Here is a 24,795-nt window from a genome sequence, read left to right as displayed (position 1 = left end):
AATCGGTATTTATCTAAGGATTGTCTAAAGAAATTTTTTCTTGCTAAGTAATGATATTGTATTGTTAAAGCCCTTGATAAAAACCTTTGCCAGATTTTGGTACGGGTTATGCAAAAGGAAAAAATAGTGTCACACTGTTTACTTTTGTGTTATAATTAAAAAATATCTTAATGAATAGGAGCAGTGCAGATGAAACTTGTAGTGACAATTGTAGGAAAAGACCGTGTGGGAATAATTGCCATGGTTAGCAATATTCTTGCTGAAAACAATGTCAATATTTTAAACATCAATCAAAATATCATGGAAGGTTTTTTTAACATGGTTATGATTGTTGAGATGACTGACAGCAAAATAAAACTGCAGGAATTACAAAAAATCTTAAAAGAAAAGGGTTCTGAAATAAACCTCGATATAAAGGTTCAACATCAGGATATTTTCAATGTCATGCACAATGTTTAAATTGGAGGAAATACAGTGATCACCATCAATGACATAATGGAAACAAATCGCATGATCACAGAAAATAAGCTTGATGTAAGAACCATTACTATGGGAATCAGCTTACGTGATTGTGCACATCCAAACATAGAACAGTTTTGCCGCAATATTTATGATAAAATTACGAAATCAGCTGAATTTCTGGTAAAAACGGGTGCAGATATAGAAAGCGAATATGGTATTCCTATCATTCATAAGCGAGTATCCGTCACACCAATAGCTATTGCTGCTGAAGCTTGTAAAACAGATACATATGTTCCTGTGGCTGAAGCCTTAGATAAGGCGGCTAAAGAAGTCGGTATTAATTTTATCGGTGGTTTTTCCGCACTCGTCGAAAAGGGTTATACAAATGGGGATAAAATACTAATAAAATCCATTCCCCAGGCTCTTGCCTCGACCGATATCGTCTGCTCATCAGTAAACCTCGGTTCTACTAAGGCTGGCATAAATATGGATTGTGTACGGGAAATGGGAGAAATCATTAAACGTACAGCTGAACTGACTCGTGACCGTGAAGCTATTGGCTGCGCTAAGCTCGTTGTATTTTCCAATGCTCCGGGCGACAACCCGTTTATGGCCGGTGCTTTCCATGGTGTCAGTGAAGCCGAAAAAGTTATCAGTGTCGGTGTCAGTGGCCCAGGTGTCGTCAAACATGCTCTTGAAGATATAAAAAGTGCTGATTTCAGTGAAGTAGCTGAAACCATTAAGAAAACAGCTTATAAAATAACACGTGTAGGCCAGCTTGTTGCCCGGGAAGCTTCACAACGGCTTGGCGTTCCCTTTGGTATCATTGATCTATCGTTGGCACCAACACCAGCAGTAGGTGACAGTGTAGCCCATATATTAGAAGAAATGGGGCTGGAAAGTTGCGGTGCACCCGGAACAACAGCGGCATTAGCCTTATTGAACGATGCTGTAAAAAAAGGCGGGCTTATGGCTTCTTCCCATGTAGGCGGTCTGAGTGGTGCTTTTATTCCTGTAAGTGAAGATGCCGGTATGATTAGTGCTGTAGAAAAAGGCAGTCTTTCTTTGGAAAAACTTGAGGCAATGACCTGTGTATGCTCAGTTGGTCTTGACATGATAGCAGTTGCCGGAGATGTTTCCGCTGCAACTATATCGGCTATTATCGCAGATGAAGCTGCTATTGGCATGATAAACAATAAAACAACAGCAGTACGGTTAATACCTGTCCCCGGTAAAAAAGTCGGCGATTCGGTTAATTTTGGCGGTTTACTGGGCCGCTGTCCAATAATGCCTATCAAAAGCCAATACAGTTCAGAAGCATTTATCGCTAGAGGTGGAAGAATCCCTGCCCCTATCAGAAGTCTTACAAATTAAAATAACAATTTATATACAGTTTATACGACAAGAACGGATTGCTCGAGCAATCCGTTCTTGTCGTATAAATTACTTTTTTAATTTTAACGCCCTGACTAAAAAGGTAAAATCCCCTTATTACAGGAAAGTAGACACGATTATTTTGCTTCATATGTAATTTACACGTAAAAATTACCTATTCTGCGGGCTTTTGATTGCTATATAAAAGCGGGAATAGTATAATAAAACCATACTATACTTTGGAGGTAAGAATATGGCCAAAAATGAAAATAAAAAAGAAACAAAAAAATCCGTTTGGGAAAAATATAATAAAAAAGAAAAAAAAGACTTACAGGTACTTTGTGACGGGTACCGCCAGTTTCTGACCACAGGAAAAACAGAAAGAGAATGCGTTCGGGAAATTATTAATCAAGCAGAACAAAAAGGATATAAAAATCTCGAAACAATAATCACCAACAAAGAGCTTCTTCAACCAGGCGATAAAGTTTATTCTGTCTGTATGAAAAAATCTGTTGTCCTCTTTAATATAGGCACAGAACCATTGGAAAATGGCCTGACGATCCTTGGTGCGCATATAGATAGTCCACGACTTGATGTAAAACAAAATCCGTTATACGAAGAAGGCGGCTTGTCTTACTTGGACACACATTATTACGGCGGCATTAAAAAATACCAATGGGTTACTTTACCGTTAGCCATACATGGTGTAGTAGTTAAGAAAGATAAAACCGTCGTTGATATCGTCATCGGTGAAAAAGAAGACGATCCCGTATTTTGCGTGACAGACCTGCTTATCCATCTTGCGCAGGAACAGATGGCTAAAAAGGCTTCAGAAGTAATCACTGGTGAATCACTTGACCTGCTCTTCGGTTCCCTGCCGCTTAAAGGCGAAGAAAAGGATGCCGTTAAGGCAAATGTCCTTGATATATTAAAAAGCACCTATGGCATTGAAGAAGATGATTTGCTGTCCGCAGAACTTGAAATAGTCCCGGCAGGCTCAGCAAGAGAACTGGGCATCGACCGCAGCATGATAATTTCTTATGGACAGGATGACCGTGTCTGTGCTTATACTTCCCTTGCAGCCATGTTGGAAACAGAAACGGTAAAGAAGACCGCTTGCTGCCTACTGGTTGATAAAGAAGAAATAGGCAGCGTAGGTGCTACTGGTATGCAGTCTAAATTCTTTGAAAATACATTGGCAGAACTACTGAATGCACTTGGTGTATACAACGAACTGAATCTGCGTCGTTGTCTGGCTAATTCCAAAATGCTTTCTTCTGATGTTACTTCTGGCTATGATGCTTTATACGCTTCAGCCTTTGATAAAAAAAATATTGCCTATCTTGGTAAAGGCATGGCCTTTAATAAATTTACCGGATCACGGGGAAAATCCGGTTCTAATGACGCCAATGCAGAATACTTAGGAGAAATCAGGGCAATGATGGCTAAGCATAAAGTAAACATCCAATTCTCTGAACTTGGACGCGTCGATTTAGGTGGCGGCGGCACCATTGCCTATATTATGGCTCTATACGGTATGCAGGTCATTGACAGCGGCGTTGCTGTGCTCAACATGCATGCTCCATGGGAAGTAACCAGCAAAATTGACGTTTACGAAACGAAAAAAGGCTACAGTGCTTTTTTGGCTGAAGCATGATTAATAACTCCATTTGAGATATTGTATTAGAAAAGCTCCCCGGCTTATTCAGACGGGGAGTGTTTTTATCGTCATATTTTTTAGTTATTATTTCGTCCTTTACAGGTTAATTCTTGCCAAAGTCTTGCCAGCAAAAATAAACGCCTAAAAGCCCTTCTTTTACTTTTACTGCAAACTCATTAGCGCTGTGTAAAACATTGCTCACCGCATATGGATTGTCCTGTAAAAGGGTGACTTCATCAAGCGGCCATTTTACTCCATTTATACTAACGCCACTACAAGTATTGCTAAGGGGCAGTAAAGAAATGCTAAGGGGAATTTCCATACATTTAAAGGAAATATCTGCATTCTTTAAATATATTAAAGTTTCCTTTTCATCAGCTACACATAAGTTTACGTCTTTATCTGCCATCCTCGACAAAGAAAATACACTGCTGAACAGATGATCAAACCTGCCTCCCCATGCTCCTGTAAGGATAATTTCAGCATGCGGATAATGTTCTGCTATCAAGCGTAAAGCCAGCTGTGTGTCCGTTAAATCCTTATCCGTCGGGAATTGCGCAAATGGTATTCCGGCAGATTTAGCCCATGACCAGTTTGCGGAGTTTGCACTGTCACCATCACCTAATATATAATTAGGTTTTACTCCGGCATGCAGGCAGCTATCAAGACCGTGGTCAGCACAATATACTATCCTGCCGGCAGCAATTTTTTGCAGCCATACAGTAGCAGGAGAACGGCCGCCTGCTATAAGTAATATTTTCACCTGCTGTTCATTAATACTTTCTTTGCACAATGCCAATTCAGGCACTAGAAAACGCTCTACCATTTTATTACTCCTCACATCATGGGAAACTCCCCACAAAACGCTATCAAGCATCTACAACAATGCATTTATGCTCAATTGCAGGAGTTTCCCACTCAATCCATAATTATAATATAATATCTTGCCGCATGAACGGCAGAATGGAGGCTCTTTATGATTAATTTTAAATTTTATGGTCATTCCTGCTTTTCTCTGAATACAGGTAACGAAACAATCTTAGTTGATCCCTTTTTTACCGATAATCCACAAACCAATATAAATCCGTTGGACGTTGATTGTCAATATATATTAATCAGCCATGCCCATTTCGACCATCTCGGTGATGCACCTGCCATTGCCCAAAAAACTAACGCTATGCTGATAGCGATTCCAGAAGTACTTAAATTATGCAAAGGTGCAAAAAATATCCATCCAATGAATATAGGAGGATCGGCAGCCCTGCCTTTCGGTTCTGTACGGATGACTGCGGCCATTCACAGCAGTGGTGTAGCCGGTGGACTGGCCTGCGGTTTCGTCATAAGGTTTAAAGAAGGCCCCACAGTATACTATTCCGGTGACACAGCGCTATTTTCTGATATGCAGATCATAGGCACTAAAGAAAAAATTGATTATGCTATTTTACCAATAGGCGATAATTTCACCATGGGCAATGAAGATGCAGCCCGTGCAGCACAAATGCTGCGGGCGCACAACGTCATCCCCATCCACTATAACACCTGGCCGGCAATTAAACAGGACCCTAATATTTTCAGACAGATTGCTGAAAGTCTAGCTGCGGTGAAAGTCCATATCGTCAATCCTGGAGATTCTTTGGAACTGACAAAATAATGGCAGAGAAGATTTTAAAAAGGCAACGCGTAGTAGTTATCCTTGGCCCAACAGCTGTCGGCAAAACAGAGGCCAGCCTCGTAGTGGCAAAAAAACTGCACACAGAAATCATTTCTGGTGATTCCATGCTGGTTTACAAGGGACTTGATATTGGCACCGCCAAACCAGACCTGGCAGAAAGAGCCACTGTCAAGCATCATCTGATAGATATTTTAGCACCGCAAGATGCTTTTAATGTCACTGCTTTTTGTGAAAAAGCAGATATTTTAATAGACACGCTTAATACTCAACATAAAATACCAATAATTGTCGGCGGCACAGGTCTTTACCTGAAATCTTTACTTGAAGGATACAAATTCAATACTGCTCCCGAAAACCCTTCACTTCGCCTTCATTTAGAAACACTGGCCAAAGAGCACGGCAGAGAATATGTTTTAGCCATGCTGGCTAAAATCGATCCTGATACAGCAGCTAGACTACATGTAAATAATTTCAGGCGAATAATAAGAGCCATAGAAGTATATGAATACGATAAAGCTACTATTTCCCGCGATAAATTCGCAGTCAATAATGAACTGCGTTATGATGCTGTAGTCATAGGCTTAAACCGACAGCGCAGCGAATTATACACGCGCATAAACGAACGAGTAGACATAATGATAAAAAATGGCTGGCTTGCTGAAGTTGAAACCTTATTAAAGAGCGGCGTCGACCGCTCCAGCCAGTCTATGCAGGCTATAGGCTATAGGCAACTAGCTGCTTGTTTGGCAGGCGAACTCCCGCTATCCCTTGCTGTAGATGATATAAAAAAAGCAACACGTCATTTTGCCAAAAGACAGCTAACATGGTATCGCAAAATGCCTTACATAAATTGGCTTTGGGTAGATAAGATGACTACAGAGGAATTAGCAGACGAAATTTGTAAATTAATATCGCAAAAATTTGACTATGAATAAAATTTAAATTATAATAGTCCTAAATTACCGTTGAATTTGGGAGGAAAACTTATTGAAAGCAATTAATCTTCAGGATGCTTTTTTAAATCAAGCTCGTAAGGAAAATGTAAGCGTCACTATTTATTTAGTGAATGGTTTTCAATTGCGCGGCAACGTAACCGGTTTTGACAATTTTACTGTCATCCTTGACAGCAATGGCAAGCAGCAACTGGTATATAAGCATGCAATTTCTACGATTACGCCTGTTCATCCCTTGTCTATGAATTATACAACGGAAAAAAAGGATTCTGATTCTCCTCATATGTAAGCATTTATTATTTATACTGCAAGAAGACAAATTAAAGAAAGGATTCCCTTTGCATAAATCATATGATTGACTTATGTAAGGGGATTTTTTTCCGTATACCTTTAATAGTCATTAAATATTAATATTCTCTATGAATTTTAGAAAGACTGCTATAACCTATGAATCTTAATAAAATGCACTTTCTCATTGTACGGCTCAGTTCTATTGGTGATGTCATGCATGCGACAGCTGTTGCCCATACCTTACGGTTACATGCACCGCACTGCCATATCACTTGGCTGGCCAGTCCCCCCGCCAGCGAATTGCTTAGATATGATCCTGACATTGATAAACTCATCATTTGGGATAGAAATGCTTTTGAACGTGCAGCGGCTAATTTCTCTTTACATGACTTAAAAAGTTCCCTAGTCAAACTGCACAAGCTTTTTGCCCCTTACCAGTTCGATATAGTCCTCGACATCCATGGGCTTTTTCTGACTGGCTGTATATCCTTTCTCGCTAAAGCCAAGCGACGAATAGGTATACGCGGTATGCATGAATTTAACAGTCTTTTTATGACAGAACTTGCCCCGATGATAGAAAGCCCACACAAAATACAACAATATGCTGCTGTACTGCAACCCCTCGGTGTACGGGCACCCGATCCACATCTCATCTTAAAACTACCGCATACACTTCATGAATTTGCTATCCATTTCCTTCAAAAACGGGGCATTGACCTAACTCTTCCCATACTTATGGTTTCTCCTTGTACTACATGGGACAGCAAAAATTGGCCTGCCGCTAATTTTATACAGGCATTAGATCCTTTGCCCGGCAATGTCCAAATCATCTTCTGCGGTACCAAAAATGACGTGAAAAGCATCACCAATATCCGTACTAAAATGACCCATAGTTCTTTTTCCATTGCCGGTGAAACAACGCTGCCAGAACTTGCTGCACTATTTTATTTTTCTAGTCTTCTGCTTACTGGAGATACTGGCCCGCTTCATATCGCAACAGCAGTGGGGCTTGCTACTTTAAGCTTATGGGGACCTACCTTGCCTGAAATATACGGACCACTCATTCCCGGACATGTTTCAATAGTCAGCTCCTACAAATGTACTGCCTGCCTTAAATCGCACTGCCACCACGGCAGCAATGCCTGTATGCGGTCAATTGATGCTTCTGTCGTCGAATCTAAAATACGTAAACTACTTCGCTCTAAACAATGCCAAAAACAAAACGCTTTGAAATTTGATTGAAAATGGTAAATTAATATTATTATAAGCTCGATTTGTCATTTTGTTACTTTATATGCTACCATAACTTTGTTATAGCAGATTTTTCTAAAATGGATTTTTAAGATTATCACATTTTCTATATTAAGGATGGTAATGCTGGGTGGATAACTCACGGTTATGGACTAAAAATTTTATAATTGATTCAACAGCCAATTTTTTTATCTATTTGGTATACTATACGCTGACAGTTATAATCGCTATTTACGCTATGGACGAACTTCATACCTCACCAGGAGCAGCTGGTTTTGCTTCTGGGATTTTCATTTTGACAGCGCTTTTTTCCCGTATTTTTACAGGTAAAACGATCGAACAAATCGGTCAGAAAAAAATACTGTTTATTGGCTTGGCAATCTATTTTTTAGCAACTTTCCTCTATTTTAGTGCTGATAATATAGTGCTGCTTCTCCTCATACGCTCCCTGCATGGCATTGGCTTCGGTATTTCGGCCACGGCCACAGGAACTATCATTGCCAATATCATTCCCTCTGCACGGCGTGGTGAGGGGATCGGTTATTACGCCATGAGCGTTACCCTTGCATCTGCAATAGGCCCTTTTCTCGGTATCTATATGAATCAGCATATCAGTTTCACCGCTATTTTTACTTCATGTGCAGTGGTATTAGCGATAAGTCTTATCGCCGCCTTACTTTTAAAAGTAAATAATATGCCAAGTGTATCTGTACCTGCGCAAGTAAAAAAAGAAAAGTTCAACTTGCATAGCTTTATAGAGTTTAATGCCCTGCCCATAGCAATTATAGGTGGTTTATTAGGCTTTTTCTATTCTAGTATTATCAGCTTTCTAGCATCCTATACAAGAGAAATAAACTTAATCAATGCCGGTAGCACCTTTTTCATTGTTTATTCCATCGTCATACTGCTTTCACGGCCGATAACAGGCCGCCTTTTCGATAAAAAAGGTGCCAATTTTGTCATGTATCCGTCCTTTCTCGTCTTTGCCATTGGCATGGTTTTCCTTAGCTATGCGCATACAAACTTCATGCTTTTGCTCGCCGGTGGACTTCTCGGCTTTGGCTTTGGCACATTTATGTCCAGCGGACAAGCCATCGCTATAGCCTTAACACCACGCAATCATATGGGACTGGCTACATCTACATTTTTTTCCCTTACAGATGGTGGTGTGGGCATCGGTCCATTATTTCTAGGCTTACTAGTGCCCTATGTAGGCTTTCGCGGCTTGTACGAAATAATGGCCGTAGGTACTATTTTTACAATGTATCTTTATTATCTGCTGCACGGCAGGAAAAAAACGGCTTCTTCACTATAATAATTCAATTACATAAAATATCGCCAGCCCAATTGGGCTGGCGATAAAAACATCCACTAATATATTAATTTAAAATCAAACTTTATTATCGGCCGCTGAAATTTATCTTGGACTCATTTCCATTCATGAGACGATGGATATTTTCTCTATGCCTGTATATAACAAAAGCGGCAGCAAGTATGCCGAAAATGATGTACTGCCACGGTTCATCCCAATAACAGGCCTGTAAAGGCACAGATACAGCTGCTATCATAGACGCAAGCGAAACATAGCGTGTAAAAAGGACTATGATAAACCAAAGGACAAAGACGCACAAGGCTGCCTGAGGCATAAGCATAGTTATAACACCCAGTCCAGTAGCAACACCCTTGCCTCCCTTAAAAGCTAAAAATAGAGAACACGAATGACCGATTATAGCCATTATACCGCCTAAGATCAAAGCGTATGCGGATGCCTGTCCAGAACCAGCGGCACCAACATACATGCCGATAAGAACACCGGCGGCTCCTTTCAAGAAATCAAAGGCAAAAACCCAGAAACCTGCCTTTTTACCAAGGACACGCCAAGCATTAGTAGCACCGATATTGTGACTGCCATAATGGCGCAAATCAGTATGGAAAAATATTTTACCAATTATGAGGCCGCTGGGAATAGATCCCAGAATATACCCGGCCAGCAGAATAAAAAGATAACTCACTCATCATCTTCCTTTCTTCCTTTCACAATAAGTTTTAACGGAGTCCCTTCAAAACCGAAGCTTTCCCGTAATTTATTTTCGATAAAACGCAGATAAGAAAAATGCATAAGCTCCGGATCATTTACAAAAATAATGAATTTAGGCGGCTTCACATCTGCCTGTGTCATAAAATATATCTTTAACTGTTTTCCTTTATGTGCCGGTGGTGGATTTACAGAAAGCGCATCCATGATAAGTTGGTTGAGCACACTCGTCTGAATACGCATAGCCTGTTGTTCCGCTACATACTTTACCAAATCCGGCATACGGTGTACTCTTTGGCGCGTTAGTGCCGATATATATATAACAGGTGCATACTGGAGAAAACCAAGTTCATCGCGCAGATCTTCTGTAAACCGCAATGGTGTCTTTGAGTCCTTTTCCATTAAATCCCATTTATTAACTACCAATACGCAGCCTTTACCAGATTCATGGGCATATCCGGCTATTTTTTTATCCTGTTCTGTAACTCCGTCAGGAGCACTTATAAGCATCAGGACAACGTCACTACGGTCTACAGCACGCAATGAGCGGATTACGCTGTATCGTTCTATTGGTTCATCTATTTTGGCTTTACGACGCATTCCAGCCGTATCTATAAGCGTGTATTTAATATTGTCCTTAACAAAATGCGTATCAATAGCATCCCGTGTCGTTCCGGGAACATTACTGACTATAACACGATCCTGTCCCAGCATAGCATTTACTAAGGAAGATTTACCTACATTCGGCCGGCCGATAACAGCTATGTGTATTTCATCCGGATCTTCTACAATAGCTTCAATTGCACTGAAGGATTCAACTACCTTGTCCAGTAAATCTCCCATATTTAGCGAATTAGCCGCAGCAATAGGGATAGGATCACCAAGGCCTAAATTATAAAATTCATAAACATCCATTTGCTGCTTCTGCGTATCAATCTTATTTACCGCCAATATCACTGGCTTTCTGGCATTGCGCAGAATCCGCGCTATCTCCGCATCAGCATTGGTAACCCCTGCACGCCCATCAGTCAAGAAGACAATCACATCTGCTTCGTCAATAGCCAGCTGAGCCTGCACACGTATTGAGGAGAGTATTGTATCCTGGGATTCCAGCTCTATACCACCAGTATCAATCATCGTAAATTTTTTGTCCAGCCATTCTGCATCCATGTATATTCTGTCACGAGTTACCCCCGGAAAATCTTCAACAATAGAAACCCTTTTTTTGCCAATCTGATTAAAAAGAGTAGACTTTCCTACATTAGGACGTCCGACTATTGCCACTATCGGTTTACTCAAATTACGCACCCGCCTTTATTTAGTATATGCAGCATTACTTTGCCACGTGTATAAATTATTGTCCCGAACATCTTTTACCTTGTCCCATTGTGTCAACAAACTATAAAGTGTCCGTGCATCAGAGGCTATTTTTATTTTCTTTTCATATTTATTTTGCAATTCCTGTAAGGATAAATCATCAAGAAAAATATCTTCCCCCGTCCTTAAAGCTGAACCAGGAAGAATAACACCATCGCATTCGCACTCTTGTTTTTTCAATGCCTTCAGTATATCCTGACCCGTCAAAAGCCCTGTTACAGTCACATTATGCCCAAAAAAATCATTTTCTACAGCCAAAATATTAATATCAAGATTAGCTATATCCATATTCGCTAATAACGGACGAAAAACCTTTCCTGCTGATGTCCCGCATACAACAGTTATATGCATTGTTTTTTCATAAGCATATTTTTTATCTTTATCCTTTATCAGGCAAGTCTTCCATTCATCAATAAAATTACGGCTTAACCCAATACCATTATCAAGCTGCGGAAAGCCATCATAATATTTACTTTCAGGAAAAGGATATTCTGCCGTCAAATAAAATTCGTCACTCAAATAGACAAAAGAATTATCCAGTTTTTTTCTAAATATATGCTGCCACCTCTCTACCTGATCTATAACAGAACGCATACCAGCTTGGTCGAACATAGTCAAAGGATAACAACCTTCGCGGTATTTTGTCAGTCCCACCGGTACTATAGCTATGCTTAAAGCATTAGGGATTCTCGCCCCAATATCCTTTATGGTTCGTTCCAGCTCTGGTCCATCATTAAAATCAGGACACAATACAATCTGTGTATGGTACTGCACATCTATCGAATCTAAGATATCAAGCTGTGCCGCTATTTGTGCTGCCCTTTTACTATTCATCATCCGCGCACGTAATTGAGGATTTGTAGTATGCACAGACAGATACAACGGGGACAAATGCAGGCGGTGGATTCGCTCAAAATCACTCTTCCCCATATTCGTCATCGTCACAAAATTACCATATAAAAATGACATCCGATAATCATCATCTTTAACTGACAAACTCTTACGCATATTTGGCGCTATCTGGTCAACAAAACAAAAGCAGCATCTGTTATAGCAGCGATGAATTCCATCAAAAACAGCTGATTCAAATTCAACGCCTAATTCTTCATCATAATCCTTTTCAAAGGCAATCATTTCTTGCTGACCATCTGCATGTTCAAGCAAAAGTTCTATTGACTCATCCGCAAAAGCAAAGCTTAAATCTATTATATCAGTGAGTAAATGCCCATTCACGGACACTATTTTATCACCAACGCATAATCCCAGTTCTTCTGCTAGACTATCCTTATTAACTTTTATAATTTTACCACTATAAGACATTGGTAATCCTTTCCGAAAATCTTTTGCGCACAAACAAGATTTATAAAATAATAAAAAACAACTCAAAAAGGAGTAATGTCAAACGCATTACTCCTTCTCAAATGAGTCCTAAAATACTTTTTAACAAATTACATTAAAATCGCAGCTTAATCAGCAATAAGATCATTCTTCTGTTTCATTATTAGCAGCTGACTTGTCTTGTTCAGCCTGCTTTTCCTGATACTGATCAAATTCTGCCTTATCAGCATCCTGTTTGACTCTTGTAATGCTAAGCGCAATTTTTTTATTTTCTTTATCAATATGAATTATTTTTACTTTAACATCATCGCCGACTTTAACTACTTCATCAGCCTTGACAATATGTTTTTCTGATAACTCACGCATACGAATAAGTCCATCAACACCTTCTTCTAACTGCATAAAGGCACCGAAATCTGTTAATTTCACAATTTTACCGACCACATAACTGCCAACGGTGTATTTTTCCACTTTAGCAAACCACGGATCAGGCATAGTATCTTTTATGCTTAACGAAATACGTTTAGTTTCAGGATCAAAGTTCTTTACTAATACTTCTACTTCATCTCCCGCATTGACAATATCGGAAGGATGTTTTACATGATTCCATGAAAGATCCGAAATATGTACAAGGCCGTCGATACCGCCTAAGTCCACAAATGCACCATAATCAACAACTCTCTTTACGCGGCCTTTTCTTATTTCGCCTACCTGTAAAGAGCTAAGAAGTTCAGCCTGTTTTTCAGCCCGTTCTTCTTCCAAAAGGACTCTATGCGAAAAGATAAGACGTTGTTTTCTGCTGTCTATTTCTATGATACGTGCCTGTATTTCTTTGCCAACATAACTAGCTAAGTCACGAATGAAATGCAGTTCAATCTGGGATGCTGGTAAAAATCCTCTCAATCCAGAAAAAGCAACCAGTAATCCACCCTTTATTAATTTCGTTATTTTTATTGTAACAGAAGTTTTATCTTCATAAAGCTTTTTAGCATTATTCCAAGCTGTCATTTCATCTGCACGGCGTTTTGATAAAACCATACCATTTTCTCCGCCGATATAAACGATATAAACATCAATTTCGTCACCAACACTGACAACATCAGACGCGTTATCTGGAGCAGGGTATGCCAGTTCCTTATTAGGCACCGGGATTTCCTGTTTATAGCCAACGTCCACATATGCGGCGTCGCGGTCAACCATTATGACTGTTCCTTTTATTATTTCATTTTCGGCGAAATTTCTCATCGATTCTTCTTCTAACAAACTTTGCATGTCTTGTTCATGTTCTTGCACTTTTTATATACCTCCCTGATGAGCCAGTCGGGGGTAGAAGCTCCCGCCGTCACACCAATTTTTTCTATATTATAAAACCAATCATCGTCTAGCTCATCAGCAGTCTCAATATGATGTGTTGGACATCTTTGAGCACACAGTTCAGCCAGCCGAGTGGTATTGGCACTATTTTTGCCGCCTATAACAAGCATTACATCTACTTTTGCGGCCAGTTCTTCAGCAGCAGTTTGGCGCTGTTCAGTGGCTGTACAAATCGTACGCAGCACTTTTACTTCATTGGACTTATCAAGCAATACATCTACTAATTGTTTGAACTTCACACGGGAAAAAGTCGTTTGCGCCACTATACCAAGCCTTTTTATAGGTTGCAATTGTGCGGCTTGCTCCAATGTCTCAATAACTACCGCGTCCTGCCCTGACCACTCAAAAATGCTTTTTACTTCAGGATGTTTTCTTTCCCCTATAATGACGACGGAATAGCCTTCATCAGTGAGTGCTTTGGCTGACATCTGCGCCTTTTTAACATGTGGACACGTAGCATCCACAATATTTAACCCCTTCGCTTCAGCTGCTTGATAAATTGAAGGGCCTACACCATGTGATCTTATTATTATAGTTCCATGCGTTATATCATCGAGGGAATCTATCGAAATGATACCCTCATCAGCAAGTTGTTTTACTATTTGCGGGTTATGGATTATCGGACCGAGCGTGGCTATAAAGCCATCTCTACCGGCTTGTTCACGAGCCAGTTTTATGGCCCTTTTAACGCCATAGCAAAACCCCTGATATTCTGCTAACATTATGTCCATATGATCACCATTCATAATTACTATCTTCCATAGTATAACATAAATATCCCCTTATGTCTTGTAAGAGTTTATCAAATTCTGAATTTGTTGCATAATTTCAGCTGTAAAACACTGTAATTCTTCTTTATCGATCTTATCTTTTTTATAATAAATAGGGGTACCGTAAACCACCTTCACCGCAGGAAAAAAACTTCCCCATTTAAAAATTTGTTCTGTATTTAAAACGGCAGTCGGAATCACCGGTACTTTTGCTTTAGCTGCAATCAAAGCTACTCCCGTAGCTGCCTTTTGCAGTTTTCCTGTTTTACTTCTGTGCCCTTCGGGAAATACCCCCATGCATTCCCCTTCCTGAAGCTTTCTAACGGCTGTACGCAGAGCTTGTCGATCACCAATACCCCGACGTACCGGAAAAGAATGCAGAGCATATAGTGCTTTCCCCAAAATAGGGACATCAAACAGCTCTTGCTTTGCCATATACCCAACCGGTCGTTCTACAAAACAACTGATCAGCATGGGATCCCAATTACTAAGGTGATTTGCAGCTATTATTGTTCCGCCCTTAGTTGGCACATTTTCCACATGGTAAGCCTTTGCCGAAAAAAGCACTGTATATAAAACATGAAAAAAATGATACAAAAACCTATAAACTAAACTCAATAATAATGCACCCCAATTACTTCAATACCAAAGACAATATTTTCTCTGTTGCTTCGTCCGCTGACATAAAGGTCGTATCCAGTAAAACAGCGTCCTCAGTCTTTACAAGAGGAGATATTGTTCTTTCTTTATCAGCCTTATCTCTTGCTGTTATTTCTTCTTTAAGCTCAGCAAGATCGACCTTATATCCTTTTTTTACCATCTGTGCAAAACGACGTTTAGCCCTTTCCTCAACTGAAGCAGTTAAAAATACCTTTACATCTGCTGTTGGTAAAACATAACTTGCTATATCACGGCCATCCATCACAATCGCACCGTTTTGAGCCATTTTCCTTTGTAAAAGCACCATCTTTTTACGCACCGACCCGAGCCTTGCGACTTGGGAAACCACTCTGCTGACAGCAGGTGTGCGCAGCTGGTCGGAAACCTCTACACCATCAACAAAAACCTTAGTAACTTTATTTATGTATTGCAAACGCACATCTATATCTTTTACCGTTTGCAAAATAACTTCATCAGTCAATGCATCCATACTATTTTCTTGCAGCACCTTCCATGCCGCTGCCCTGTACATAGCACCAGTGTCAATATAAGTATATCCTAATTTTGCAGCGACCCGTTGAGCTACAGTACTTTTCCCTGCACCTGCTGGCCCGTCTATAGCAATTACTTTCTTTTTCATATAATAATTTATTCACCCTGCGAATTATTTTTCAGCATCTCAAGCGTTGTATAAAATTCAGGATAAGAAATATCTACACACTCAGCATGATCGACAATAACACCCTTTCCAGCAGCCCCTGCCACAGCCAGTGACATGGCAATACGATGATCATTGCAGGAATCACACTGCGCCGTTTTAAATATTGAACCGCCTTTTATAATAAGCCCGTCTTCCTTTTCCGTCAAGGCATCTGTCAGTTTACCAAGCTCATTACAAATGGTTTTTATCCGATCACTTTCTTTTACACGTAATTCCTGTGCACCGCTTATTACCGTAATTCCATCAGCTACCATTGCAGCAACGGTTATTACTGGTATTTCATCAATAAGTCGAGGAACAATCTCCGCCTTTATCTCTGTACCATGTAATCGGGCATAACGAACCCGCAAGTCAGCCACAGGCTCACCACTGGATTTACGCATATTACTAACTTCTATAGCTGCGCCCATATTCCGAAGCACATCAATTATACCTGTACGTGTTTCATTCATACCGACGTTTTTGATCAAAACATCGCTGCCCTTAATGATGCTGGCCGCGACTATGAAATAAGCAGCTGAACTGATATCCCCTGGTACTTCTATATACTCAGGAGCCTCCAAGTTTTCTGCCGGATAAATACTTACACAATTACCCTCTTTGACCAATTTTGCACCAAAGGCGTTAAGCATCCTTTCTGTATGGTCCCGTGAAGGATATGGTTCAATAACCTTAGTAATTCCCTGCGCATATAACCCCGCAAGCAAGATAGCAGACTTTACCTGGGCACTAGCCATAGGCATTTCATAAGTTATGCCTTTTAATGCAGTAGCCGCGGGGATTACCGTTATAGGTAATAATGAATTACCCTGTCTGCCCACTATTTTTGCGCCCATCTTGCCCAATGGTTTAATTACCCGCCCCATCGGACGACTACTCAAAGACGGATCACCTGTAAAAGTAGTTAAAAAATTCTGTCCTGCCAAAATGCCCAGCATCAGCCGCAGTGTCGTTCCCGAATTGCCAGCATCAATGACTCTGGTTGCTTCTTTCAAACCATGCAGCCCATTACCACAGACAAATAAGGAATCGCCCTTATCTTCAACTTTTACTCCCAGCGCCTGCATACATTTAACTGTACTCATACAATCCTGCGCCCGTAAAAAATTAGTAATCCTTACAGGAGTATTGCATAATCCTGCAAACATCACACTGCGATGTGATACAGATTTATCTCCCGGAACAACAACGTGTCCATGCAGCCCAGCCGCGGACGCTGCCCGAATATTTTTGATTGCCATTACACATGTACCCTTCAATAATTTGTCTTTTATAAGTATTTACAGTACATTATTCTATAAATGCTTCAAAATTTCCTGCAAAGCATTTATATTTACTATTTCCCTGCCATAATTCCAGCCGTATATCCCATTGAAAATGCCGCTTGTAAATTAAAGCCGCCTGTATATCCGTCTATATCGATCACTTCGCCCGCAAAAAATAAACCATTTACTAATTTTGACTGCATAGTTTTAGGATCTATTTCCTTTACATGAACACCACCGCCGGTGACGATAGCCTCTGCTATTGGACGGACACCGTGAATATCGAAAGAAAGCTTTTGCAATGCATTAACCAGCCGTAATCTTTCTTTTTTCGTAATAGCGTTGACAAATTTTTCTGCATCTATATAGGCAAAATTAAGAACTACCGGTATAAGTCGATGCGGCAGCAGATCTATCATTGCATTTTTTATTTGTTTACGTGTGTATTTTTGAAAATCACGCTGAATACGGGCTTCAAGTTTTTCTGGTGTAAGCGCTGGTTTTAAATTAATTGCCAAATAAATCTTTTTACCGCTGGCTACATCAAGCGCTATTTGCCTGCTCATGGACAAGATAATCGGCCCTGTTACTCCAAAATGAGTAAACATCATTTCCCCAAACATTTCATCAGTTTTTTTATTATCAGTAAAAGCACTTACCCGCACATTGCGTAAAGATAGCCCCTGTAAGTCCCTCACCCATGCTTCTTCACTGACAAGAGGGACCAGCGCAGGATGCAGTGGCATGATCTTATGACCTACTGCCTGCGCTAATTTTAAGCCTGAACCGTCTGAACCGGTACCTGGATAACTTGCACCACCGGCTGCCAAAATGACTGCATCAGCTTTGAGTATATTTCCGTCACTCATTTTAATACCTGTAACCAAGCCGTCTTCGACGATAATCCTTTCAACTTTTGTATTTAATCTCAGTTCCACTTTACTGTCATATAGCTTATCAGCCAGTGCTGTCACAACATCAATAGCTCTATCACTCTGCGGAAAAACTCTGCCGCCCCGTTCCACTTTAGTAGGAACACCAAGCGCTTCAAAAAAATTTACCACATCATCATTAAAAAAATTTTTAAATGCACTATACAAAAATTTACCATTGCCGGGAATATTTTTTATGAACTCGCTTAAGTCGGCTATATTAGTAATATTACAGCGTCCTTTTCCCGTTATCATAAGTTTTTTCCCTAATTTTGCATTTTTTTCCAACAAAATAACCTTATTATTATTGGCTGCGGCTTGTATGGCTGCCATCATTCCCGCCGGCCCAGCCCCTATAACTACTATTGTCTTCATAAATGTTCTTCAGCGATTGTCGTGGTCAGCTGAACTAACTCCTCCTCTGTCAAATGACGGTACATACCTCTTTTTAAACCTTGCAGATCTAGTCCGGCAAAACGTTTTCGCTTGAGTGCTAAGACATCATGCCCCACGGCCATCATCATGCGCCGTACCTGCCTATTACGTCCTTCATGGATACTCAGCTGCACTTTACTGCGGTCTGCGGTATCGTCATAACTAATAATATCCACCTTTGCGGGCGCCGTTCTCCCGTCCTCCAACATTACACCATGCCGTAAGCGACCAAGGCCCTCACTATTTAACCTGCCCGCAATAGTTGCTACATATACTTTTTCTACTTTAAACTTAGGATGAAGTAATTTTTGCATCAAACTGCCATCATTTGTTAAAAGTAATAACCCTTCCGTATTATAGTCAAGGCGTCCCACCGGAAATATCCGTTCTGGTATATCTGATACAAGTTCCATAACTGTTTTTCTGCCACGTTCATCTTTTACACTTGAAATAAAACCTTTTGGCTTATACAAAATGATATATACTTTTTCTTCGTCCTTCTTTATAACCTTCCCATTAAATCTGACAATATCCTTTGCCGGATCAACTGTCACTCCCTGTTGCGTTACAATGTCTCCATTAACGCTTATCTGGCCTTCAGTAATCAACTTTTCCGCAGCACGCCGTGAGGCAATGCCACATTCTGCAATAAATTTCTGTAAACGTTCCAAAATATTCCTCCCAAAATAAAAGGCTGATACATTGCTCTGTACCAACCTGAAACAATCTATTTTTTACTTATTTTTTCATACATCTGCGCAATCATTTCTACGCCGCCGCGTCCAATCGATAATTTACGGCTGATTTCAGCCGAAGACGCGCCTTCATCCAGCATAGCAAAGACCTGCTTTACCTTCGCCGGCAATGCCTGTTTAGCAATATCATTCCCTTGTCTTATCTTTTCCCCAGTATAAACATACCCATCGGCAGTTGTACCATTGCCAATTTCTCTATAGTTATTTTCCGCGGATTGTAGTAAAGAATCAAAATTTCCCCGTTCCGTTGTCTTTGGGGAATTTTTTATTTGCAAAGAAGTTTTATTTTCTTCTTCTGCTAAAACCGCGTAATAATGTCTTAGTTCTTCCATCTTTTTATCGGCAATATTGATCATGGTCTCTAAGTGATCCATTTGTTCGTTTATTTGCCTGGAAATCCTATCTCCAGTATTTTCTAATTCTTTTTTTAACTGCTGTGCCGCCACACTGACATTTTCAGCACCAGCATCATTCAAATTTTTATTATTAATATTATGCCTTAACAATAGGATTAACAAGACACCTACAATTATGATTACACCCAATATTTCCGTAAACATTATATTCTCCTGAGAATACTCACAATTTAATATCTATATTATGTCCGCGGACAGCATCAGTCAACACTTGTTCCTTTTTATTTTCATCAGGCTGACCTTCTCTATGCTTCTTAGATGAATTACCACCGTTACCGCTGCTACCTTTTTGCTCATCTTTGATTTTTCCATCTTCAACATTTTCTCTTGCATAAACCTGTAGCTGTTTCTTTTCGGACTCCTGCTGAAGTTTTTCATTGCCGAAGTTTTGTGCAGTTACAACCTGGTGGTTCATTTTGTTTTGTATATTACCAACTTCTGAACTATTGGGCAGCATTGCCTGTAGATTTCCTATAGGATTAACAGACATATTCTTCTCCTCCGCTTATACAATCATCAATAAGGATTCAACTTTACACATTCCGTCTTGGAATCTGCTGAAAAAGAACAATGTTTAGCCTCAGTCTGAACAGTATAAAGAAAATTAGCAATGACAATTTTTACTCCTGGATAAGCCCTATCATCTACTTTTATCTTAGCATTTGCCATGCTTTTCAGCTGTCCTGAGAGTTTTTTAAATTCAGTTTCTGCTCTTTCCAGTCTTCCTATCAATGGAAACTGCATTCTTTTTAATTTAGCAAACTTCTCCTTCTGCGATACAGATAGCTTTTTTTCTGAGCTGAGTATATTCAAAGCATTTTCAATATTCTTTAATTGTTTTTTATCATTTTCTATATCAGTGGAAACCTTTTTATACTCTTTATTGATAATAGGATTAATCCCTACTTCAATTTTTGTTACCACATTCATAAAATTCCCCAAGACCTTCGCATCGACCAACAGGCCTGCGATAGCATTTCCACCTACTATTTGCCCTCTTCGTTCTTTTATGATTATTTTCTCGCCAGCATTTATCTTAGAATGCAATGCCACATCAGCTATATAAACATTACGCTCAGCCGTTATATCTGCATTCTCAATAAAATTGGTTCGCACATCCTCTTTCGCATGTATTTTACCGCGGCGCATACCAAGTACCCCGCCCTCGATATAGACATTTTTTGCCTCGATAGTTCCCCCGCTGACAGTTCCGCCTACATTAACATCACCATCCGCTTTGACCGTAAAACCATCTTGGACATTCCCTTTTATGAAAACGCTGCCATTAAATTTTATATTGCCAGTAGAAACATCCACATCGCTGTTTATTTCAAGCTTCGGATCAACAACCATACGGTTGCCTTCCTCGATAACTTGTCCATCAATAGCAGCAATAAGTATATTGCTATCCAATATCTCAGTGTTTTTCCCTTTGACCAAAGGAATAGGTTTACCAGCGCGACAGGCTATTTCCTGTCCCATTATATTCATCCCGCATTCACCCTTTGTCTGCGGAACTCTCTCTGCCAATATGTCACCTTTTGAGACAAGGAAACATAAATTCATATTTTTATAATCTACTCGATCATAGTTTCCATTGCTAGGACGGCCTTTTTGGGAAAAGTCAATATGCTTCTTTATATAAGCATTCTTGCCATTGACTGCTGGTTTACCTTTTGCAACGATTTTACTACACAACGGTTCCTGTAAAAAATCATCAATAAGTTTCTCATCTATACCATAGGTAACACCTTTATCTTGCAAAAGTTTCATAATATAAGCTTTGTCATATTTAAACTCATCTTTATTACCAGGAAAACTTACTTCCGCTTCCATTTTATCTTTACTTACATTTATTACCGGCACAGGTACCTGTATCTCTTCACTCTCAGTCCCTGCCGTATCAGTAATCTGGCTGCGCGTTCCGGAATGGGCTTGTATTATTTTTAACAGTTCTGCCATCTTATAATTTTTTATATCATGTTTTTTTAAAAGCGCGCACAGCAATGTAACATCTTTAAAAAAAGGGTCTTCTCCCTTCGGTGCATATACTGTCAGAAAAACACCCTCAGATAAAATTTCAAGCAAGTATCCTTCTTTTTTACTGCCAAATACGGTGTCTGACATGTTAAATCCTCCTAACTTTTAAACGCTTGGAATTTTATTGATATTTTGCAATAATAATGCCGCACTATGCAATTACCAATATAACACATTAACATAATATTAACAAATATATATGTTAGTTATTTAAAAAATCAGACTTAGACCGTGCTAAATATCCTCTAAGCCTGAGCACAGCTCTTTTATGTAATTGACTTATACGCGCTTCCGACAAATTTAACGTCAGCCCAATTTCTTTTAAGGTTAATTCTTCCGAATAATATAGTGATATAATCAATTGTTCCTTGGGTGGCAGCTTTTCGATAGCCTCTTTTAACTTTTGCTTAACAAAATCACGATTAAGCTTCTTATCTATGGAATCATTTCCCTGGTCAGATACATATTCTACACTTATATAATCCTCAAGGGATGTCATGGAAGCTGTACTCATATTGGCTTCCAGATTATACAATTCCTTTAAGCTCATTGATAAGAACTCTGCTAATTCTTCTTTTGTCGGCGTACGTTGAAGCTGTACTTCCAATTTAGTGTAAGCGGATTCATATGTTTTAATTTTTTTCCGTAAAGATACTGACAGCCAATCTTTAGAACGTAAATAATCAAGAACCGTACCACGAATACGATTTTTGGCATAAGTCTCAAACTTTACACCTAAACTTATATCAAACCTTGCGATAGCATCCATCAGTCCAAAAAAACCGCTGCTTATCAAGTCATCGCGTTCAATATGTGCTGGTAAATTATAGGCTATATGCCCGACTACGACATTCACCAAAGACAAATAATTTTCAATTAAACTATTTCTAGCAACCAAATCATTATTTTTTTTATACTTTTTCCATAAATCGGCAATGTCGATGGCAGAAAAGGATTTAGCTATTTGCAATTTTCGAGCCCCCTTAATTATTAGTTATAATAATAACTACTATTAATAATCAATAGCAAATAGTATATGTCATCGTTATAATGCTCCTTCATTTAATATTATCTGCTTTTCCTGCATTATTATTCTGCACTGTAGATTCTTTACCAGCAGTAATATCCACATGCGAAATATTTTTTTTCTTTCTTTCCCATATCCTTAAAAGTAAGAAAGCAACGAATAATATTAAAAAACCTAACAAGGTTATAACTATAAACATAAAACACATTCTTTTAAAAATTAACAAATCCGATAAATCCTTTATCGTACCAGCCGCCATGACGCTCAATGCCGATATGCATCCTAAAGAAATGGATAGAATAAACATCTGCAGCCACCTTTTTTTTAAAGTCCGCATTGTTATTATCTTGACGTCCATCATATCCATCATGCAATCACCTGTTAAATAGTTTTTTCGCCTTTATTAATGGTTTTAATTTTATATAAACCAGTATTGAGATCCATTTCTACTGTGCGTCCATAAGTACCGCCCAAATCTTCGCTGATAATCCTTATCCCACATTGCTGTAATGTCTTTTTAGCCAGCTCCGCATTCCTTTTGCCTATGGCCATTATGTCTGATGCTCCCGCAAATTGAAACATTTGGGATCCACCAGCCAATTTAGCTTCCACTCTGGATTTTTCAGCCCCCAATGCGATAATCTCTTTCAACAACAATGGTATTCCTGTATCTGCAAATTTAGCCGGGTTCTCATTGGCACGTGCCTGTGTACTATCAGGCAGCATAATATGAACCAGCCCGCCAACCTTAATTTTTGAATCATACAATGTAATTCCTACACATGACCCTAAACCATAACTGATAATCATATTTGGTGACCGGCCTACCTTATAGTCAGCTATTCCGACCCTTAATAGTTCAGCCATGTTATTTCACTCCTACCGCATTCAAAATTGTTTGGAGCGAACCTACATCTGGAACTAAAAAGAAGTGCCCGCTTATACCTTCGTCCTCCGACAAAAATTGAGTTTCTATTACTAAGGCATGGTCACCCATCTGCCCTAATTGGACAATAACAACATTTAAAATAGCTCCTGCCATATCGATAGCCATTGCTGGAATAGACGGCAGTAAAGTTAATTTCGTATAATAAGACAATGCATTTAAATAGGCACCTGCAAGTATATTACCGATCTCCATCAATGCTGATTGATCCATTTCTGTCAATTCGCCATCGGTAGCGCTTTTTTGTTCTCCTAACAGATGTTCCACTAAATAAAAAGCACTTTCCCGCGGCATCAAAAATAAAACACTGCCAGGAGCTTTTCCGTATACACGCAAGAAAATGCTGGCGACCATAGTGTCAGGCCCTCCCACCAGATTAGGGACATCAGCTAATGGCACTATTGACACGTTAGGAACATCCATATCTATTTTTTTATTAATAAGCTGCGATAAAGCTGTAGCCGAATTACCAGCTCCCACATTGCCTATCTCTTTTATTGCGTCCAATTGCATAGCTGACAGATTTAATATATCGTCCGACACATACTCACCTCATTTAGTTTCACCGTTCAAGCCTAGTATTTCGGACAAATTCAGCAAAATAACCAATCGGTTATTTAAATTTCCTATTCCATTTATAAACTTATTTGATTCTGAATGCATATCGCTTTCCGTAGATGCAATTTGCTTGGAATTAGTTATATGGTCAGTATCAATAGTTAAAACCTCAGTGACTGCATCAACTATCATCCCTACCGTAATTTCTTCAAGCTTTACGACAATGATACGCGTTGCATCTGTATATTCAGCATCTGGCAAGCCTATACGTTTTTTTAAATCTATTACCGGTAATACACTTCCACGCAAATTCATAACGCCTTTTATAAAATCTGGTGTAAAGGGCACACGCGTAATATCAGTCAAGCGTTTTATTTCTTCAACATTTAAAATGCTCATACCGTATTCTTCACGTTTTAATTTAAATGCAACTATCTGCACTTCGTTTGATGAAACTTCATGCTGCTCCATGATAATATTCCT

27 protein-coding genes are annotated in these 24,795 nt (G+C 39.4%); 8 read left to right on the top strand and 19 right to left on the bottom strand.

Annotated features, from left to right (window positions below; all coding sequences use genetic code 11):
• Positions 1–189: 189 nt before the first annotated feature.
• From EDC37_RS02960 to EDC37_RS02950, 3 genes are all read left to right on the top strand, one after another.
• Positions 190–459: an ACT domain-containing protein gene (locus EDC37_RS02960; RefSeq protein WP_132547753.1), complete on the top strand. Its 270-nt coding sequence runs from the start codon at positions 190–192 to the stop codon at positions 457–459.
• 15 nt (positions 460–474) lie between these two features.
• The gene (locus EDC37_RS02955) at positions 475–1,836 is read left to right on the top strand and encodes a PFL family protein (protein WP_132547752.1); all 1,362 of its coding nucleotides are present in this window, start codon (positions 475–477) and stop codon (positions 1,834–1,836) included.
• 253 nt (positions 1,837–2,089) lie between these two features.
• Positions 2,090–3,493: an aminopeptidase gene (locus tag EDC37_RS02950; protein ID WP_132547750.1), complete on the top strand. Its 1,404-nt coding sequence runs from the start codon at positions 2,090–2,092 to the stop codon at positions 3,491–3,493.
• Positions 3,494–3,599: 106 nt separating this feature from the next.
• Here EDC37_RS02950 and EDC37_RS02945 read toward each other — a convergent pair whose 3' ends face one another.
• Complete coding sequence (locus tag EDC37_RS02945; protein ID WP_165874438.1) at positions 3,600–4,322, bottom strand: thiamine diphosphokinase; 723 nt, start codon at positions 4,320–4,322, stop codon at positions 3,600–3,602.
• Positions 4,323–4,472: 150 nt separating this feature from the next.
• Here EDC37_RS02945 and EDC37_RS02940 point away from each other — a divergent pair, with 150 nt between their 5' ends.
• The 5 genes from EDC37_RS02940 (at position 4,473) to EDC37_RS02920 (ending at position 8,978) form a co-directional block, all read left to right on the top strand.
• A complete protein-coding gene (locus tag EDC37_RS02940) occupies positions 4,473–5,147 on the top strand; it encodes a metal-dependent hydrolase (RefSeq protein WP_132547746.1) in 675 nt (224 codons plus the stop codon).
• Positions 5,147–6,103 (top strand): tRNA (adenosine(37)-N6)-dimethylallyltransferase MiaA, encoded by a 957-nt coding sequence (gene miaA, locus EDC37_RS02935; RefSeq protein ID WP_132547744.1) that lies wholly within the window; start codon positions 5,147–5,149, stop codon positions 6,101–6,103. Before EDC37_RS02940 ends, miaA begins: the two co-directional genes overlap by 1 nt.
• Before the next feature lie 52 nt (positions 6,104–6,155).
• Positions 6,156–6,410: an RNA chaperone Hfq gene (gene hfq, locus EDC37_RS02930; protein WP_132547742.1), complete on the top strand. Its 255-nt coding sequence runs from the start codon at positions 6,156–6,158 to the stop codon at positions 6,408–6,410.
• Positions 6,411–6,568: 158 nt separating this feature from the next.
• Entirely contained in the window at positions 6,569–7,654 is a 1,086-nt protein-coding gene (locus EDC37_RS02925; RefSeq protein ID WP_132547740.1) for a glycosyltransferase family 9 protein, read from the top strand.
• Positions 7,655–7,793: 139 nt separating this feature from the next.
• Positions 7,794–8,978, top strand: a complete 1,185-nt coding sequence (locus EDC37_RS02920; protein WP_132547738.1) for an MFS transporter — start codon at positions 7,794–7,796, stop codon at positions 8,976–8,978.
• An 85-nt stretch (positions 8,979–9,063) separates the two neighbouring features.
• Here EDC37_RS02920 and plsY read toward each other — a convergent pair whose 3' ends face one another.
• From plsY to EDC37_RS02830, 18 genes are all read right to left on the bottom strand, one after another.
• Positions 9,064–9,675 carry a glycerol-3-phosphate 1-O-acyltransferase PlsY gene (gene plsY, locus EDC37_RS02915; RefSeq protein ID WP_132547736.1) on the bottom strand — a complete coding sequence of 204 codons (612 nt, stop codon included), beginning with the start codon at positions 9,673–9,675 and terminating at the stop codon, positions 9,064–9,066.
• On the bottom strand, positions 9,672–10,997 hold the full coding sequence (gene der, locus EDC37_RS02910) for a ribosome biogenesis GTPase Der (RefSeq protein WP_132547734.1): 1,326 nt from the start codon (positions 10,995–10,997) through the stop codon (positions 9,672–9,674). Before der ends, plsY begins: the two co-directional genes overlap by 4 nt.
• Before the next feature lie 15 nt (positions 10,998–11,012).
• Entirely contained in the window at positions 11,013–12,395 is a 1,383-nt protein-coding gene (locus EDC37_RS02905) for a DUF512 domain-containing protein (RefSeq protein WP_132547732.1), read from the bottom strand.
• A 162-nt stretch (positions 12,396–12,557) separates the two neighbouring features.
• Complete coding sequence (rpsA, locus tag EDC37_RS02900; protein WP_132547839.1) at positions 12,558–13,685, bottom strand: 30S ribosomal protein S1; 1,128 nt, start codon at positions 13,683–13,685, stop codon at positions 12,558–12,560.
• Complete coding sequence (locus EDC37_RS02895; protein ID WP_132547838.1) at positions 13,670–14,518, bottom strand: 4-hydroxy-3-methylbut-2-enyl diphosphate reductase; 849 nt, start codon at positions 14,516–14,518, stop codon at positions 13,670–13,672. The genes rpsA and EDC37_RS02895 overlap by 16 nt, the downstream gene beginning before the upstream one ends.
• A gap of 51 nt (positions 14,519–14,569) precedes the next feature.
• Positions 14,570–15,175 (bottom strand): lysophospholipid acyltransferase family protein, encoded by a 606-nt coding sequence (locus EDC37_RS02890; protein ID WP_196589836.1) that lies wholly within the window; start codon positions 15,173–15,175, stop codon positions 14,570–14,572.
• A gap of 16 nt (positions 15,176–15,191) precedes the next feature.
• Positions 15,192–15,857 carry a (d)CMP kinase gene (gene cmk / locus EDC37_RS02885; protein ID WP_132547730.1) on the bottom strand — a complete coding sequence of 222 codons (666 nt, stop codon included), beginning with the start codon at positions 15,855–15,857 and terminating at the stop codon, positions 15,192–15,194.
• An 8-nt stretch (positions 15,858–15,865) separates the two neighbouring features.
• Positions 15,866–17,179, bottom strand: coding sequence for a 3-phosphoshikimate 1-carboxyvinyltransferase (gene aroA, locus EDC37_RS02880; protein WP_132547728.1), 1,314 nt, complete (start codon positions 17,177–17,179; stop codon positions 15,866–15,868).
• A 95-nt stretch (positions 17,180–17,274) separates the two neighbouring features.
• On the bottom strand, positions 17,275–18,510 hold the full coding sequence (locus EDC37_RS02875; RefSeq protein ID WP_132547726.1) for a BaiN/RdsA family NAD(P)/FAD-dependent oxidoreductase: 1,236 nt from the start codon (positions 18,508–18,510) through the stop codon (positions 17,275–17,277).
• Complete coding sequence (locus EDC37_RS02870; RefSeq protein WP_132547836.1) at positions 18,507–19,244, bottom strand: pseudouridine synthase; 738 nt, start codon at positions 19,242–19,244, stop codon at positions 18,507–18,509. The genes EDC37_RS02875 and EDC37_RS02870 overlap by 4 nt, the downstream gene beginning before the upstream one ends.
• 53 nt (positions 19,245–19,297) lie before the next feature.
• Complete coding sequence (locus tag EDC37_RS02865; protein WP_132547724.1) at positions 19,298–19,885, bottom strand: DUF6115 domain-containing protein; 588 nt, start codon at positions 19,883–19,885, stop codon at positions 19,298–19,300.
• A gap of 19 nt (positions 19,886–19,904) precedes the next feature.
• Positions 19,905–20,231, bottom strand: a complete 327-nt coding sequence (locus EDC37_RS02860; protein ID WP_132547722.1) for a hypothetical protein — start codon at positions 20,229–20,231, stop codon at positions 19,905–19,907.
• Positions 20,232–20,257: 26 nt separating this feature from the next.
• Positions 20,258–21,868, bottom strand: a complete 1,611-nt coding sequence (locus EDC37_RS02855) for a DUF342 domain-containing protein (protein ID WP_132547720.1) — start codon at positions 21,866–21,868, stop codon at positions 20,258–20,260.
• 115 nt (positions 21,869–21,983) lie between these two features.
• Positions 21,984–22,751, bottom strand: a complete 768-nt coding sequence (locus EDC37_RS02850; protein ID WP_132547718.1) for a sigma-70 family RNA polymerase sigma factor — start codon at positions 22,749–22,751, stop codon at positions 21,984–21,986.
• Between the two features lie 88 nt (positions 22,752–22,839).
• Positions 22,840–23,178 (bottom strand): hypothetical protein, encoded by a 339-nt coding sequence (locus EDC37_RS02845; RefSeq protein ID WP_132547716.1) that lies wholly within the window; start codon positions 23,176–23,178, stop codon positions 22,840–22,842.
• An 11-nt stretch (positions 23,179–23,189) separates the two neighbouring features.
• Entirely contained in the window at positions 23,190–23,675 is a 486-nt protein-coding gene (locus EDC37_RS02840; protein WP_132547714.1) for a chemotaxis protein CheD, read from the bottom strand.
• Position 23,676: 1 nt separating this feature from the next.
• Positions 23,677–24,297, bottom strand: coding sequence for a chemotaxis protein CheC (locus EDC37_RS02835; protein ID WP_132547712.1), 621 nt, complete (start codon positions 24,295–24,297; stop codon positions 23,677–23,679).
• Positions 24,298–24,306: 9 nt separating this feature from the next.
• A complete protein-coding gene (locus tag EDC37_RS02830; protein ID WP_132547710.1) occupies positions 24,307–24,783 on the bottom strand; it encodes a chemotaxis protein CheW in 477 nt (158 codons plus the stop codon).
• Positions 24,784–24,795 lie beyond the last annotated feature (12 nt).

This window comes from Pectinatus cerevisiiphilus, from assembly GCF_004341685.1.
GTDB classification, from domain to species: domain Bacteria; phylum Bacillota; class Negativicutes; order Selenomonadales; family Selenomonadaceae; genus Pectinatus; species Pectinatus cerevisiiphilus.
The sequence above is the reverse complement of the archived record's forward strand: the minus strand, read 5'-3'. Positions and strand labels throughout refer to the sequence as shown.

Excerpts from the sequence above, each read along its gene's own strand:
- EDC37_RS02960 (WP_132547753.1), top strand. The coding sequence starts at position 190 with ATGAAACTTGTAGTGACAATTGTAGGAAAAGACCGTGTGGGAATAATT.
- EDC37_RS02950 (WP_132547750.1), top strand. The coding sequence starts at position 2,090 with ATGGCCAAAAATGAAAATAAAAAAGAAACAAAAAAATCCGTTTGGGAA.
- EDC37_RS02945 (WP_165874438.1), bottom strand. The coding sequence starts at position 4,322 with ATGGTAGAGCGTTTTCTAGTGCCTGAATTGGCATTGTGCAAAGAAAGT.
- EDC37_RS02940 (WP_132547746.1), top strand. The coding sequence starts at position 4,473 with ATGATTAATTTTAAATTTTATGGTCATTCCTGCTTTTCTCTGAATACA.
- miaA (WP_132547744.1), top strand. The coding sequence starts at position 5,147 with ATGGCAGAGAAGATTTTAAAAAGGCAACGCGTAGTAGTTATCCTTGGC.
- EDC37_RS02925 (WP_132547740.1), top strand. The coding sequence starts at position 6,569 with ATGAATCTTAATAAAATGCACTTTCTCATTGTACGGCTCAGTTCTATT.
- EDC37_RS02905 (WP_132547732.1), bottom strand. The coding sequence starts at position 12,395 with ATGTCTTATAGTGGTAAAATTATAAAAGTTAATAAGGATAGTCTAGCA.
- rpsA (WP_132547839.1), bottom strand. The coding sequence starts at position 13,685 with ATGCAAAGTTTGTTAGAAGAAGAATCGATGAGAAATTTCGCCGAAAAT.
- EDC37_RS02895 (WP_132547838.1), bottom strand. The coding sequence starts at position 14,518 with ATGGACATAATGTTAGCAGAATATCAGGGGTTTTGCTATGGCGTTAAA.
- cmk (WP_132547730.1), bottom strand. The coding sequence starts at position 15,857 with ATGAAAAAGAAAGTAATTGCTATAGACGGGCCAGCAGGTGCAGGGAAA.
- aroA (WP_132547728.1), bottom strand. The coding sequence starts at position 17,179 with ATGGCAATCAAAAATATTCGGGCAGCGTCCGCGGCTGGGCTGCATGGA.
- EDC37_RS02875 (WP_132547726.1), bottom strand. The coding sequence starts at position 18,510 with ATGAAGACAATAGTAGTTATAGGGGCTGGGCCGGCGGGAATGATGGCA.
- EDC37_RS02865 (WP_132547724.1), bottom strand. The coding sequence starts at position 19,885 with ATGTTTACGGAAATATTGGGTGTAATCATAATTGTAGGTGTCTTGTTA.
- EDC37_RS02860 (WP_132547722.1), bottom strand. The coding sequence starts at position 20,231 with ATGTCTGTTAATCCTATAGGAAATCTACAGGCAATGCTGCCCAATAGT.
- EDC37_RS02855 (WP_132547720.1), bottom strand. The coding sequence starts at position 21,868 with ATGTCAGACACCGTATTTGGCAGTAAAAAAGAAGGATACTTGCTTGAA.
- EDC37_RS02845 (WP_132547716.1), bottom strand. The coding sequence starts at position 23,178 with ATGATGGATATGATGGACGTCAAGATAATAACAATGCGGACTTTAAAA.
- EDC37_RS02840 (WP_132547714.1), bottom strand. The coding sequence starts at position 23,675 with ATGGCTGAACTATTAAGGGTCGGAATAGCTGACTATAAGGTAGGCCGG.
- EDC37_RS02830 (WP_132547710.1), bottom strand. The coding sequence starts at position 24,783 with ATGGAGCAGCATGAAGTTTCATCAAACGAAGTGCAGATAGTTGCATTT.